The 13,769-nt window shown below is 75.2% G+C and carries 10 protein-coding genes; 8 read left to right on the forward strand and 2 right to left on the reverse strand.

The genetic code is table 11. The features are described 5' to 3' along the window. The first annotated feature begins 97 nt into the window (after positions 1-97). The 3 genes from thrB (at position 98) to ACIBPB_RS21965 (ending at position 7,159) form a co-directional block, all read left to right on the forward strand. Complete coding sequence (thrB, locus tag ACIBPB_RS21955) at positions 98-1,036, forward strand: homoserine kinase (protein ID WP_396841545.1); 939 nt, start codon at positions 98-100, stop codon at positions 1,034-1,036. A gap of 294 nt (positions 1,037-1,330) precedes the next feature. Then, positions 1,331-3,457, forward strand: a complete 2,127-nt coding sequence (rho, locus tag ACIBPB_RS21960; RefSeq protein ID WP_396841374.1) for a transcription termination factor Rho — start codon at positions 1,331-1,333, stop codon at positions 3,455-3,457. A 231-nt stretch (positions 3,458-3,688) separates the two neighbouring features. Beyond that, positions 3,689-7,159: a phosphodiester glycosidase family protein gene (locus ACIBPB_RS21965; RefSeq protein ID WP_396841375.1), complete on the forward strand. Its 3,471-nt coding sequence runs from the start codon at positions 3,689-3,691 to the stop codon at positions 7,157-7,159. A 136-nt stretch (positions 7,160-7,295) separates the two neighbouring features. Here ACIBPB_RS21965 and ACIBPB_RS21970 read toward each other — a convergent pair whose 3' ends face one another. Next, positions 7,296-8,192, reverse strand: a complete 897-nt coding sequence (locus tag ACIBPB_RS21970) for an AAA family ATPase (protein ID WP_396841376.1) — start codon at positions 8,190-8,192, stop codon at positions 7,296-7,298. 250 nt (positions 8,193-8,442) lie between these two features. Between ACIBPB_RS21970 and rpmE the strand changes: the two genes are divergently transcribed. Next, positions 8,443-8,667, forward strand: a complete 225-nt coding sequence (gene rpmE / locus ACIBPB_RS21975; RefSeq protein WP_046563792.1) for a 50S ribosomal protein L31 — start codon at positions 8,443-8,445, stop codon at positions 8,665-8,667. Positions 8,668-8,777: 110 nt separating this feature from the next. After that, positions 8,778-9,866, forward strand: coding sequence for a peptide chain release factor 1 (prfA, locus tag ACIBPB_RS21980; RefSeq protein ID WP_396841377.1), 1,089 nt, complete (start codon positions 8,778-8,780; stop codon positions 9,864-9,866). A gap of 43 nt (positions 9,867-9,909) precedes the next feature. Here the strand turns inward: prfA and ACIBPB_RS21985 are convergent, their stop codons facing one another. Continuing rightward, a complete protein-coding gene (locus ACIBPB_RS21985; protein ID WP_396841378.1) occupies positions 9,910-11,463 on the reverse strand; it encodes a diguanylate cyclase domain-containing protein in 1,554 nt (517 codons plus the stop codon). A gap of 131 nt (positions 11,464-11,594) precedes the next feature. Between ACIBPB_RS21985 and prmC the strand changes: the two genes are divergently transcribed. Genes prmC through ACIBPB_RS22000 form a run of 3 tightly spaced genes read left to right on the forward strand, consistent with a single transcriptional unit; the run spans position 11,595 to position 13,741 of the window. Beyond that, positions 11,595-12,485: a peptide chain release factor N(5)-glutamine methyltransferase gene (prmC, locus tag ACIBPB_RS21990; protein WP_396841546.1), complete on the forward strand. Its 891-nt coding sequence runs from the start codon at positions 11,595-11,597 to the stop codon at positions 12,483-12,485. Then, positions 12,485-13,129, forward strand: coding sequence for an L-threonylcarbamoyladenylate synthase (locus ACIBPB_RS21995; RefSeq protein WP_046563796.1), 645 nt, complete (start codon positions 12,485-12,487; stop codon positions 13,127-13,129). The genes prmC and ACIBPB_RS21995 overlap by 1 nt, the downstream gene beginning before the upstream one ends. Then, positions 13,130-13,741 (forward strand): phosphotyrosine protein phosphatase, encoded by a 612-nt coding sequence (locus ACIBPB_RS22000; protein WP_396841379.1) that lies wholly within the window; start codon positions 13,130-13,132, stop codon positions 13,739-13,741. Positions 13,742-13,769 lie beyond the last annotated feature (28 nt).

Below are 13,769 nucleotides of genomic sequence, written 5' to 3' on the forward strand. Positions count from 1 at the left end.
AGGCGGACCGGCGTCAGGCTAGTGGACGGGCGCCATTCCCACGGTCCGGGCGAACCGCCGCGCTGTCGGTGCGGGGCCCTAGCATGAGCCGGTGCCGATGACTTTCACCGCCGGTTCCGTACGGGTCCGAGTGCCCGCGACCAGCGCGAACCTGGGGCCCGGCTTCGACGCGCTCGGGCTGGCCCTGGGCCTGCACGACGACGTGGCGGCCGAGGTGACCACGGGCGGCGTCACGGTGACGGTGACCGGGGAGGGGGCCGGTGACCTGCCGGCGGACGACCGGCACCTGGTGGTCACCGCCATGCGGGCCGCCTTCGACGTGCTCGGCGGACAACCGCCGGGGCTGGCCCTGGAGTGCGTCAACCGGATCCCGCAGGCCCGGGGCCTGGGTTCCTCCTCGGCGGCCATCGTGGCCGGCGTGCTGCTGGCCCGCGCGCTGGTCGCCGACGGTGCCGAGCGGCTGGACGACGCCGCCGCGCTGCGGCTGGCCTCCGAGCTCGAGGGCCACCCGGACAATGTGGCGCCCTGCCTGCTCGGCGGCTTCACGATCGCCTGGACCGAGCCGTCCGGCGCCCGGGCGGTCTCGCTGCCCGTGGCGGAGGCGGTCCACCCGACCGTCTTCGTGCCCGCCGAGCGGGGCCTGACCGCCGAGGCGCGGGCCGCGCTGCCGGCCACCGTGCCGCATCCGGACGCGGCGCTGACCGCCGGGCGGGCGGCGCTGCTGGTGCACGCGCTGACCACCGAGCCGGCGCTGCTGCTGCCGGCCACCGTCGACCGGCTGCACCAGGACTACCGGGCTCCCGGCATGCCGGCGACGGCGGCCCTGGTCAGAGCGCTGCGTGCGGCGGGTGTGGCGGCCGTGGTCAGTGGGGCGGGCCCCACGGTTCTGGCGTTCACCGAGGTTCCTCCCGCCTTCCCGGGGGGAACAAACTGGCAACGCTGGGAGTTGCCGATAGACGTCAGCGGTGCCCGGGTCACCCGGGGTAGACTGGGACACGCCGAGCGGGACCCTGTTGCCGCAGGTCGGAAGAGTTGATTACGCTCTAGACTCAGCACAGCCGCGAAGCACGCGATCTCCCTGCGGGTCGGCGCACCCCCGAAGCTCTCGGCGGTCAGCCCGTCACCCCTGCCAAGGCCCACGCCGCACCGCAGTTTCCGCAGGTCGCCGCAGACGGCGAGACCTGCTCACCACGTCGGTGAGTCGGGAAACCGACCGGCTGCTGTGTCACAGACTCCCGCGCCGCGTCCGTGCGAAGCGGGTGCACCGAGGCCGCCCGGCCACCTGGTTCTCGACTCCGGGCAGTCCCGGCCTACCGAGGGAAGGAATCCATTGAGCGACACCACCGACGTGACGTCGGATGTTTCCAACGTCGCTGGCGATGCCACCACCACCGCCGCCCCCACGCGCCGTCGGCGCAGCGGTACCGGCCTGTCGGCGATGCTGCTGCCAGAGCTGCAGAGCCTCGCCGCGTCGCTCGGAATCTCCGGTACGGCTCGCATGCGTAAAGGCGAGCTGATCAGCGCGATCACCGAGCGGCAGGGCGGCGCCGCCGCCGGCACCCCTCGACCGCGGGCCGAGGTCGCGGCCGCGGCCGCTCCCGCCCGGGAGGAGGTCCACGCGGAGGTGCGCGAGGAGCGCGCCGAGACCGAGCGGCGCTCCGCCGAGCCGGCGCCGGCCGCCGAGGCGACCGAGGGCCGCACCCGGAGCCGCCGGGGTCGGACCGCCGGTGGTGAGGCACGGGCGGCGGAGACCCGCACCGAGGAGGCCACCGCCGAGACCGGCGAGCGGGCCGAGCGCGGCGAGGGCCGGGGCCGGGAGCGCGTCGAGCGCACCGGCGAGCGTGCCGAGCGCACCGGCGAGCGTGCCGAGCGCACCGGCGAGCGTGCCGAGCGCACCGGCGAGCGTGCCGAGCGCACCGGCGACCGTGGCGGCGACCGCGCCGAGCGCACCGGTGACCGTGGCGACCGTGCCGAGCGTGGCGACCGTGCCGAGCGTGGCGACCGTGCCGAGCGTGGCGACCGTGCCGAGCGTGGCGAGCGGACCGAGCGTGGCGACCGCGGCGAGCGGGCCGAGCGCGGGGACCGCAACGAGCGGGGCGACCGCAACGAGCGCGGTGACCGTGGCGACCGCAACGACCGCAACGACCGTGGCGACCGTGGCGACCGCAACGACCGTGGCCAGCGGGCCGAGCGTGACCACGACGACGACGACGGCGAGGGCGGCGGCCGGCGCGGCCGGCGCAGCCGGTTCCGCGACCGTCGGCGCGGCCGTGGCGAGCGGGGCGAGGGTGAGACCGGCGGCCGTGAGCCGCAGGTCGGCGAGGACGACGTGCTCGTCCCGGTCGCCGGCATCATCGACGTGCTCGACAACTACGCGTTCGTGCGGACCACCGGCTACCTGGCCGGCCCGAACGACGTGTACGTCTCGATGTCCCAGATCAAGAAGTACGGCCTGCGCCGCGGTGACGCGATCACCGGCGCCGTGCGGGCCGCCCGGGACGGCGAGCAGCGGCGCGACAAGTACAACCCGCTGGTCCGGCTGGACACCATCAACGGGATGGAGCCCGAGGAGGCCCGGCGCCGGCCGGAGTTCTACAAGCTCACCCCGCTGTACCCGCAGGAGCGGCTGCGGCTGGAGACCGAGCCGCACATCCTGACCACCCGGGTCATCGACCTGGTGATGCCGATCGGCAAGGGCCAGCGCGCCCTGATCGTCTCGCCGCCGAAGGCCGGTAAGACCATGGTGCTGCAGGCGATCGCGAACGCGATCACCCGCAACAACCCGGAGTGCCACCTGATGGTGGTGCTGGTCGACGAGCGGCCGGAAGAGGTCACCGACATGCAGCGGTCGGTGAAGGGCGAGGTCATCGCGGCCACGTTCGACCGTCCGCCGCAGGACCACACCACGGTGGCGGAGCTGGCGATCGAGCGGGCCAAGCGCCTGGTCGAGCTGGGCCACGACGTGGTCGTGCTGCTGGACTCGGTGACCCGGCTCGGCCGGTCGTACAACCTGGCGGCGCCGGCCAGCGGCCGGATCATGTCGGGTGGTATCGACTCCACCGCGCTCTACCCGCCGAAGCGCTTCCTGGGCGCGGCGCGGAACATCGAGAACGGCGGCTCGCTGACCATCCTCGCCACCGCGCTGGTGGAGACCGGTTCGATGGCGGACACGGTCATCTTCGAGGAGTTCAAGGGCACCGGCAACGCCGAGCTCAAGCTGGACCGGAAGATCGCCGACAAGCGGGTCTTCCCGGCGATCGACATCAACCCGTCCGGCACCCGCAAGGAGGAGGTCCTCCTCGCGCCGGAAGAGCTGGCGATCGTCCACAAGCTCCGGAAGGTGCTGCACTCGCTGGACTCGCAGGCGGCGCTCGACCTCCTGCTGGACCGGCTCAAGCAGTCCCGGACGAACATCGAGTTCCTGATGCAGATCGCGAAGTCCACTCCGGGCGAGTGAGCTGACGGAACGACGCGAGGGGCACGGCCTGCGGGCCGTGCCCCTCGTCGCGTCCCGGGATCGCCGCCGGACGACCGCCGACGGCGGGCACGCGACGCCGCCGGGCGAGCTGCCGTACCGGCCTCACGCTGCCGGATGGCCGCCGGCCCGATGCCGCCGACGGGTGAAGTTTTTCTTCGGTTAAGCCGAGAGCTATTGAAACTTCTGTTCAGTCTCGGTTGACTGTCGTCCATGCGTATCCGCAGTCGAACCGCCCGTCTCGCCGGCGTCCTGCTGCTGACGCCGGTGCTCACGCTGGCCGGACCCGTACCGGCCGGCGTCGCCGCGCCTCCGGTCGGCACCGCCACGTCGGCCGAGGACGCACCGGCCGCCTCCTCCCGACCCGACACCGCGGTCACCCTGGCCAGCCCGGCCGCCACCGCCACCGCCGGCGGCCTGGAGCCGGCCGGTGGCCTGGAGACCGCGAAGGCCACCCGCCCGGTCGCCCCCGGGCTCGAACTGACCTCCTTCGACCGGTACGACGCCGCCGGCTGGCTGCGCGCCGACGCGCTCACCGCCGACCTCTCCGGGGGCGTCACCGTCGACTACGTCAACTCCGGGGCGGTCACCCGGGACGAGCCGCTGCGGGCGGCGGTGGACCGCTCCCGGGCGGTCGCCGCGGTCAACGGCGACTTCTTCGACATCAACGCCTCCGGTGCGGCGCAGGGCATCGGTATCCAATCCGGCGAGCTGATCCAGTCGCCGGTCGCCGGGCATGCCAACGCCGCCGCGATCAGCGCGGAAGGGCTGGGCCGGATCGTCCAGGTCGGCTTCGAGGGCAGCGCCGCCCTGCCGGCCGGGCCGGTGCCGCTGACCCAGTTCAACAACATCGTGCAGCGCGACGGGGTGGGCGTCTTCACGCCGCTCTGGGGGACGTACTCCCGGGGGCGGGCGGTGGAGGGCGCGGCCCGGGTGGTCGAGGTGACGGTGACCGGCGGGCAGGTCGCGACCGTGGCCGCCACGGCCGGAACGGGGCCGATCCCGGCCGGCAGCACGGTGCTGCTCGGCCGGGAGGCGGGGGCGGACGCCCTGGCCGCGCTGCGCCCCGGCGACCCGGTGGACCTGACCTGGCGGCCGAAGGCCGCCGACGGCAGCAGCCCGCGCGCCGCGGTCGGCGGCGGCAGCGTGCTGGTCCGCGACGGGGTCGTGCAGGACGTCGCCGACCCCAGCCTGGCGCCGCGTACCTCGGTCGGCTTCTCCGCCGACGGACGCAAAATGATCATGCTGACGGTGGACGGCCGGCAGGTGGACAGCCGGGGCGTGACCCAGACCGAGATGGGCCGGATGATGCGCGAGCTCGGCGCGTGGAACGCGCTGAACCTCGACGGCGGCGGCTCCTCGACCCTGCTGGCCCGGGAGCCCGGCGCGGCCACGGTCCAGGTGGAGAACAGCCCGTCCGACGGCACCGAACGCCCGGTCCCGAACGGCCTGGCCATCTACGCGCCGCAGGGCAGCGGCCGGCTCACCGGCTTCTGGCTGGAGACCGCCAGCGACCCGACCGCCGCGCCGGGCGTCGCGCCGGTGCGCGGCGGCCGACCCGACCGGGTCTTCCCCGGCCTCACCCGCCGGCTCACCGCCGCCGGCTACGACGAGACGTACGGGCCGGCCGCCGGCACGCCGGACTGGCGGGCCACCCCGGCCGCCCAGGGCCGGGTGGACGACGCGGGGGTGTTCCGGGCCGGCCGGCCCGGCCACGCCACCGTCACCGCCTCTCGGGAGAAGGCGCGCGGCAGCATCGAGCTGACCGTGCTCGGCCCGCTGGAGCGGATCGACGCCACGGTGGACCGGCTCGGCCTGAACCAGGCCGGCGACAGCGGCCTGTTCGGCGTGGTCGGCTACGACGCCGAGGGCAACACCGCGCCGATCGAGCCGGCCGACCTGCGCCTGGCGTACGACCACGACCTGCTCGAGATCACCCCGCGACCGGACGGCAACCTCGACGTGCGGGCCCGTGTCGACAGCGGCTCCGCCCTGGTCACGGTCACCGTGGGCGGGACCACCACGGTGCTGCCGGTGACCGTCGGGCTGACCGACGTGCCGGTGGCCGGCTTCGACGACGCGGCCTCGTGGACGTTCAGCCAGGCCCGGGCCGCCGGCTCGGTCGCCCCGGCGGCCGGCCACACCGGCACCGGCCTGAAGATGTCGTACGACTTCAGCCAGTCCACCGGCACCCGGGCCGCGTACGCCGACCCGCCCGCCTGGATCGACGTGCCCGGCCAGCCGCAGGCGTTCGGCATGTGGATCAAGAGCAACGGCACGGGGGAGTGGCCCAGCCTGCACCTGCACGACGCCCAGGACACCCAGTTCGTGCTCCGCGGCCCGTACCTCACCTGGACCGGCTGGCGCTACGTCGAGTTCGCCGTCCCGGCCGGGGTGCAGTATCCGGTGCGGGTGCGCCGGTTCTACGTGGCCGAGACCGATCCGGCCAAGCAGTACCGCAGCGAGGTGGTCATCGACGACCTGGTGGCCCGGGTCCCGCCGACCCTCCAGGCCCCGGAGGAGGCGAACCGCACCGACCGGGTGGTGCTCCGCGACGGCACGGTGGACGGCGCGCCGTGGCGCTTCGCGGTGCTCTCCGACGCCCAGTTCGTGGCCGCCAACCCGGACAGCGACCTGGTCGCCCAGGCCCGCCGTACGCTCCGCGAGGTCAAGGCGGCGAAGCCCGACTTCCTGGTGATCGACGGGGACTTCGTGGACACCGCGTACCCGGCGGACTTCGCGCTGGCCAAGCGGATCCTCGACGAGGAACTGGGCGGGCAGCTGCCGTACTACTACGTGCCGGGCAACCACGAGATCATGGGCGCCCCGATCGGGAACTTCGCGGCCGTCTTCGGCGACACCTCCCGGGTCTTCGACCACCGGGGCACCCGGTTCGTCACGCTGAGCACGGCCACCGGCTCGCTCCGCGGCGGCGGCTTCGACCAGGTGGAACTGCTCCGGTCCACGCTCGACGCGGCGGCCGCCGACCCGGCCGTGGGCTCGGTGGCGGTGCTCTTCCACCACCCGCCCCGCGACCCCAGCCCGGCCAAGGCCAGTCAGCTCCTCGACCGCAAGGAGGCGGCCCTGGTGGAGCAGTGGCTGGCCGACTTCCAGCACCGCACCGGCAAGGGCGCGCTGATGGTCAACGGGCACGTCGGCACCTTCCACGCCGACCGGGTGGACGGCGTGCCGTACGTGATCAACGGCAACTCCGGCAAGGACCCGTCCACCCCGGCCCAGCTGGGCGGCTTCACCGGCTGGACGGAGTTCGGCGTCGACCCGGTGAGTCCGCAGGAGGCCGAGCGGGCCCGGCGCGACCCGCTGGCCGAGGGGCCGGAGTGGGTGGCGGCCGAGTTCCACGCCCACCTGGACCGGCTCGACCTGGCCGCGCCGGCCGAGGTCACGGTCGGCGCCCCGGCGCTGGTCACCGCGACGCTCACCCAGCCCAGCGGCCGGACCGTCCCGGTGGCCGCGCCGGTCAGCGCCGACTGGTCCGGCTCGCCCAACCTGCACATCGGCGGGTCCGGCGGGGTGAAGCCCTGGCACGTGGCCCGCTTCGACCCGGCCACCGGGCGGCTGACCGCGCTGCGGCCCGGCGCCCAGGTGCTGCTCGCGGTCACCGTCAACGGCGTCCGCGCCCAGGCGACGGTGACCCTGGCGGCGGCGGAGGCGCCCGCCGCCTGACGCCCGGCCCCGGCGACGCGGAGGGTGCCGCCCGCGTCCCCGGGGCCGGCCCGCCCGCCGGCGGGCTCCTCGACCTGGGGGAGGAGCCCGCCGGCGGGTGCACTCCGCCACCGGCGGCGGGCCCGGCCCGGCCCGCTCAGAAGTCGCCCTCGGCGACCTGGAAGACCGTCAGGCCGAGCGAGCGCCACATCCGGACCACCTGCTGCCGGTCGTCGAAGACCCCGACCACCCGGTACCGGTCGCGGATCTCCCGCTCGTAGATCTCCCGCTTGACCACGGCGTCCTTGCGGTGGTCGCCGACCGCGCGCAGGTGCAGCGCCAGGTACGGCACCCGGACGTGCCGGGCCAGCCAGGCCTCCGTGTCGGCCCGGGCCGAGGCGTCCCGGCCCGAGCAGAACACCACCCCGTGCCCGGCCGCGTGCATGGCCCGCACCGCCGCGATCACCGCCTCGTTCGGCGCGTCCTCGGCCACCCGGCTCATGTCGTACGGGCTGCGGGAGACGGCCAGCGCCACCGTGCCGTCGATGTCCACCAGCACGATCGGCGGCGGTTCGGGGCGCGGCGGGTGGACGGTCGCCGGGCCGCCCGTGCCGGCCGTCGGCACCGGCAGCGGCAGCGGGCGGTTGGCCAGGTAGCGCTCGTGCAGCCGGCGGATCGCCGCCGCGCCGACCCGGTCCGCCTCCGGGCGGGCCGCGTCCCGGCGCAGGCACTCGGCCAGCGGCACGTCGGTGAAGTCGTGCACCTCGAACGCCGCGCCGAACCGTTCGGCCAGTTCGGCCCAGTCCCGCAGGGTGCGCGAGCGCAGGTTGGTGTCGTCCACGCAGACGCTGACCCGGGCGGCCAGCAGCGCCTCCACCTGCGCCCGCTGGACCCGGGTGACCTGGCCCTCGGCCCACTGGGTGAAGAGCCGTTCGCCGTGCAGCATCCGGCGCAGGTCGTCCCGGTTGACCCGGACCACGCCGGGCTGGAGCCGCCGGGCGAAGGTGGTCTTGCCGGAGGCGGGCAGCCCCCGGGTCGCGATCAGACGGAACACGCCACACCTCCCGTTCGTCCCGTGCCGGGCACCCCGGGGGAGGAATGCCCGGGAGCCGGGCGGGAATGCGTGCCGGGAGGTGAGCGTTGCGCCTGCCGGACCTGCTGTGTGGGCCGCTCGTCGAGTCGACGGACGCCCGTGGCACACTGGTCAATCGGCCACCGGTTCCGGTTCACGCCCGAGTCCCGTCGCACCACGACGGGACGCCCGACGGCGACCCGGCGACCACCGACGAAAGGACCGAGGCGACATGAAGCCCAACATCCACCCGGAGTACGTGACCACCGAGGTCCGCTGCTCCTGCGGCAACTCCTTCACGACCCGCAGCACCGCCAAGGGCGGCGCCATCAGCGTCGAGACCTGCAGCGCCTGCCACCCGTTCTACACCGGTAAGCAGCGCGTGCTGGACACCGCCGGTCGGGTCGCGAAGTTCCAGCAGAAGTACGCCAAGGTTCAGGCCAAGAAGGCCAAGTAGCTCCGTCGACGACGCCCGTGTCCGGCTCCGTGCCGGACACGGGCGTTCGTCCGTTTCCGCCCGCCTGTTCCCGTCCACCGCCCGGCCGTCGCCGAAGGAGCACCCGCAGCATGAGCAGTGAGCGCCTGGCCGCCCTTCTCGACGAGTACGCCGAGCTGGAGCGGCGGCTGGCCGACCCGGCCATCCACGCCGACCAGGGCACCGCCCGGCGGGTGGGCCGGCGCTACGCCGAGCTGGTCCCGCTGCACAAGGCCGCCGACGAGCTGGAGCAGGCCCGCGCCGACCTGGCCGCGGCCCGCGAGCTGGCCGCCGAGGACCCGGCGTTCGCCGGCGAGGCGGAGGCGCTGGCGGCGTCCCTGCCGGCGCTGGAGGAGCGGCTGGCGGAGCTGCTGATCCCGCGCGACCCGCACGACGCCAAGGACGTCATCGTCGAGATCAAGGCCGGCGAGGGCGGCGAGGAGTCGGCGCTCTTCGCCGGCGACCTGCTTCGGATGTACACCCGGTACGCCGAGCGGCACGGCTGGGTCACCGAGGTGATCGACGCCCAGGACTCCGACCTCGGCGGCGTCAAGGACGTCTCCCTGGCGATCAAGACCAAGGGGGTGCCGGAGGCCGGCAACGGCGTCTGGTCCCGGCTGAAGTGGGAGGGCGGCGTGCACCGGGTGCAGCGCGTCCCGGTCACCGAGTCGCAGGGCCGGATCCACACCAGCGCCGCCGGCGTGCTGGTGCTGCCCGAGGCCGAGGACGTCGACGTCACCATCGACCCGAACGACCTGCGGATCGACGTGTTCCGCTCGTCCGGGCCCGGCGGGCAGTCGGTCAACACCACCGACTCGGCGGTCCGGATCACCCACGTGCCGACCGGGATCGTGGTCTCCTGCCAGAACGAGAAGTCCCAGCTGCAGAACCGCGAGCAGGCCATGCGGATCCTGCGTGCCCGGCTGCTCGCGGCGGCCCAGGAGCAGGCCGACGCGGCCGCCTCGGACGCCCGCAAGGCGCAGGTGCGCACGGTGGACCGGTCCGAGCGGATCCGCACCTACAACTTTCCGCAGAACCGGATCACCGATCACCGGATCGGCTACACCGCGTACAACCTGGATCTGGCCCTGGCCGGTGAGCTGGACGGCGTGCTCGACGCCCTGGCCGAGGCCGACCGCGCCGCCCGGCTGGCCGGCGAGACGGAGCTGAGCCGCCGCTGACCCGGGGCCGTCCCCCGGCCGGCGCGGACGCCCGGCCCCGCGCTCAGCTGGCGCGGAGGCGGTCCTTGGCCCGGAGCATCTCCCGGTCGGCCAGCTCGAACGCGGCGCCCAGCGCCTCCCGGACGCTCACCCCGGGGCCGCCGCTCACCTCGGCGAAGCCGATGCTCACCCCGACCGGGGTGCCGGGCACCAGCGACTCCCAGTCCTCGGTCCGCACCGCGGCCTGGATCCGGCGGGCCACCTCGGCCGCCTCCGTCATGCCCGTCTCGGGCAGCACCACCACGAACTCGTCCCCGCCGTAGCGGGCCACGAAGTCGCCGCGCCGCATCACCCGGTTGATCACCCCGGCGATCCGTTGCAGCACCAGGTCGCCGGAGTGGTGGCCGTGCCGGGTGTTGACCGCCTTGAAGCCGTCCAGGTCGCAGACGCCGATCACCACCCGGTCGCCGCGGGCCACCACCGCGCCGATGTAGCGCTCCAGCCGGCGCCGGTTGGGCAGCCCGGTGAGCGGGTCGGTCAGCGCCTCGCCCTCGTAGCGGGCGGCCTCCCGGCGCATCTCCTCGTGGCCGATCCGGGCGGCGATGCCGTCGATGTAGACGTCGCGCAGCCGGTCGTTGCGCTGGGCCGCCAGCCGGAACGCGTGCCGGTCGGCGGTGTGCGCGGCGGCGTGGTCGCCGGCCCGGGCCAGCGCGACGCTGCGCAGCCGGGGCACCTCGGCGGCGCCGAGCGTCTCGTCGGAGACCCGGATGGTGTCCAGCCGGGCGACCGCCTCGATCGGCCGTCCGTCCGCCACGGCCAGGCAGACCTGGCCGAGCTGGCGCAGGTCACGGGCGCGGGCGCTGTCGCCGCCGTGGGCCAGCAGCCGGGCCGGGTCGGCGTCGGTGCCGGACTCCGTCCGGTCGCCCAGCGCGGCCCGCCGGGACGCCGCGTACCCGTACGCGGCCAGGCTGCTGGGCCGCAGGTTGCCGGCCCGCCCGTCGCGCAGGAAGCGGCTCAGGTCGCCGGCCACGTCGCGCAGCACCCGCAGGCAGCCGTCGCTGTCGCCGTTGTGGTCCAGGGCGACCGCGTTGCGCAGCCGGATGCCCGGCGCGGCGAAGGTCTCCTCGGGTATGCCGGCGGTGAGCCCGACCTGGCGGGCCCGCTCGATCGCGCCGAGCGCGTGCCCGTGGAAGCTCAGGTAGGAGTAGGCCATCGCCAGGTCGTGCCAGCCCCAGGCGGTGTCCCGGTCCGGGTCGTCGTCGGCGGTGAGCGCCCGGGCCGCCTTGACCAGGTGGGTGACGCAGCGGTCGAGCGCCCCCTGGTGGTGCGCGGCGAGCGCGGCCAGCGCGTTGAGGTGCCCGTGCAGGTAGGGCTCGGACAGGTCCCGGACGGCGGCGGAGGCCTCCTCGATGGCCCGGGTGAACTCGGCCGTCCGACCGAGATTGATCAGGGCGGAGAGGCGCTGGACCAGCGCGTCGGCCCGGGCGCACGGGTCGGTGGTGGTGCGGATGACCCGGTCCAGCAGGACGCACGCCTCCGCGGAGCGGCTCGCCTCCTGCAGGGCGCGCGCCCGGCGGAGGGCGTCAACCTGGTCGGCGACCCGGTCGAGCCAGCCCACTCGCGACCTCCCTGTCGGTGTGCCTCCGGCCGCACCCGCTCGTGCTGTGACCCGCGACGTTTCATGATTATGTCGTGACCTCCCTCCCGCAACACCCGTCCAAAGGGACAGAAGGCGAGCGACCCTCACAGGTGGTCGCCCGGGCCGCCCGGGCACTCGCCGCCGCGGGCGTCGAGGCGCCCCGGGCCGAGGCCGAGCAGCTGGCCGCGTACGTGCTGGACGTGCCGCGCGGCCGGCTGGCGCTGGCCGACGCGTTCAGCCCGGCGCAGCGCGACCGGCTGGCCGCCCTGGTCGAGCGGCGGGCCGCCCGGGAACCCCTCCAGCACCTCACCGGCACGGCCGGTTTCCGGCATCTGGAGCTGGCCGTCGGGCCGGGGGTCTTCGTGCCCCGCCCGGAGACCGAGCTGCTCGCCGGCTGGGGGATCGAGCAGGCCCGGCCGCTGGCCGCGCCCCTGGTCGTGGACCTGTGCAGCGGCTCCGGCGCGATCGCCCTGGCCGTCGCCCAGGAGCTGCCGGCGGCGCGGGTGGTGGCGGTGGAGCGGTCCCCGGCGGCGCTGGACTGGCTGCGCCGCAACGCCGCCGACCGGGCCGCCGCGGGGGACACCCCGATCGAGGTGGTCGCGGCCGACGTCACCGACCCGGACCTGCTGGCCGACCTGGTCGGGCGGGTCGACGTGCTGCTCTGCAACCCGCCGTACGTGCCGCGCGCGGTGGCCGTCCCGCCCGAGGTGGCCCGGCACGACCCCGACGAGGCGGTCTTCGGCGGTGCGGACGGGCTGGCCGTGATCCGCCCGGTGCTGGCCCGGGCGGCGCAGCTGCTGCGCCCGGGCGGCGCCCTCGGCGTCGAGCACGACGACACGCACGGCGCGACGGTGCCCGCGCTGCTCGCCGCCGACGGCCGGTACGAGCGGGTCGAGGAGCATCGCGACCTGGCCGAGCGGGCCCGTTTCGCCACCGCGTCCCGCCGGGCGGACGGCCGGCACGCCGACCCCGCCCCGGCGTGGCAGACTGGCTCCTCGTGATGCTCTACGACTGTCGGTCCCTCGCCGACCGGGACCGCGGCATCGCCGCTGCGATCGAGGCGGTCAAGAACGGTGAGCTGGTCGTCCTGCCGACCGACACGGTCTACGGCATCGGCGCCGACGCCTTCACCCCGTACGCGGTGAAGGCGCTCGCGGACGCCAAGGGTGGCACCCGGCAGGCGCCCCCGGTGCTGATCGGGTCCCGGCACACCCTCGACGGCCTGGTCTTCTCGCTGCCCCGCTCGGCCCGTGAGCTGGTCGAGGCGTTCTGGCCGGGCGCGCTGACCATCGTGGTGGAGCACTCCCCGAGCCTGGCCTGGGACCTGGGCGACTCGTCCGGGACGGTGGCGGTCCGGATGCCGCTGCATCCGGTGGCGCTGGAGGTGCTCCGGGAGACCGGCCCGATGGCGGTGGCCTCGGCCAACAAGGTCGGCCAGCCGGCCGCGCTCACCGCCGAGGAGGCCCGCGACCAGCTCGGCTACGGCGTGCGGGCGTACCTGGAGGCCGGGCCGGCGCTGGATCCGGTGCCGAGCACCATCGTCGACCTCACCGGCGACGTGCCCCGGGTGCTGCGCCAGGGCGCGGTGTCGCTGGAGAAGCTGCGGGACGTGGTGCCGGACATCCTCGACGAGCGGGGGGTCTGAGTGCCGCCGTTCACCGTCCTGCACGTCTGCATGGGCAACATCTGCCGGTCCCCGATGGCCGAGCGGCTGCTGGTGCTCGCCGTGCGTGAGCGGCTGGGCCGGCTGGGGGTCGACGCGAGCGGCGCCGACGGGCTGGTGCACAGCCACAGCGCGGGCACCGGTGGCTGGCACGCCGGCGAGGAGATGAACCCGCCGGCGGCCCGGCAGGTCACCGCGCGCGGCGGCGACGTGGCCGGGTTCGCCGCCCGCAAGCTCCGGTCCGATCTGATCGACGCCGCCGACCTGGTCCTCACGGCGACCGCCGACCAACAGGAGTACGTGGTGGCGCTGCGCCCGGACGCCGCCGCCCGCACCTTCGTGCTCGGTGAGTTCGGCCGGCTGCTGGGCGCGCTGTCGACGGACGGGCTGCCGCCGGCGGAGGCGACCCCGGAGGGGGTGTACGCCCGCGGCGTGGCCCTGGTGGCGGCGGCGGACGCGGCCCGCGAGGGGGCCGGCACGCTGCCGACCGATGACCTGGACGATCCGTGGGGGCGGGGCGACCAGTGCTTCAGCCGGGTGGCCGACGAGATCGAGGAGACGGTCCAGCCGCTGGCCGCCGCCCTGTTGCCCTGACGTTCATCCTTTCTCGCGAACTTCCTGC

Origin of the sequence: Micromonospora sp. NPDC049836 (assembly GCF_044465125.1) — a bacterium.
Lineage (GTDB): Bacteria > Actinomycetota > Actinomycetes > Mycobacteriales > Micromonosporaceae > Micromonospora.

Bases quoted from the DNA above. Each gene is read 5' to 3' on its own strand.
- thrB (WP_396841545.1), top strand. From the start codon at position 98: ATGACTTTCACCGCCGGTTCCGTACGGGTCCGAGTGCCCGCGACCAGC.
- ACIBPB_RS21965 (WP_396841375.1), top strand. From the start codon at position 3,689: ATGCGTATCCGCAGTCGAACCGCCCGTCTCGCCGGCGTCCTGCTGCTG.
- rpmE (WP_046563792.1), top strand. From the start codon at position 8,443: ATGAAGCCCAACATCCACCCGGAGTACGTGACCACCGAGGTCCGCTGC.
- prfA (WP_396841377.1), top strand. From the start codon at position 8,778: ATGAGCAGTGAGCGCCTGGCCGCCCTTCTCGACGAGTACGCCGAGCTG.
- ACIBPB_RS21995 (WP_046563796.1), top strand. From the start codon at position 12,485: ATGCTCTACGACTGTCGGTCCCTCGCCGACCGGGACCGCGGCATCGCC.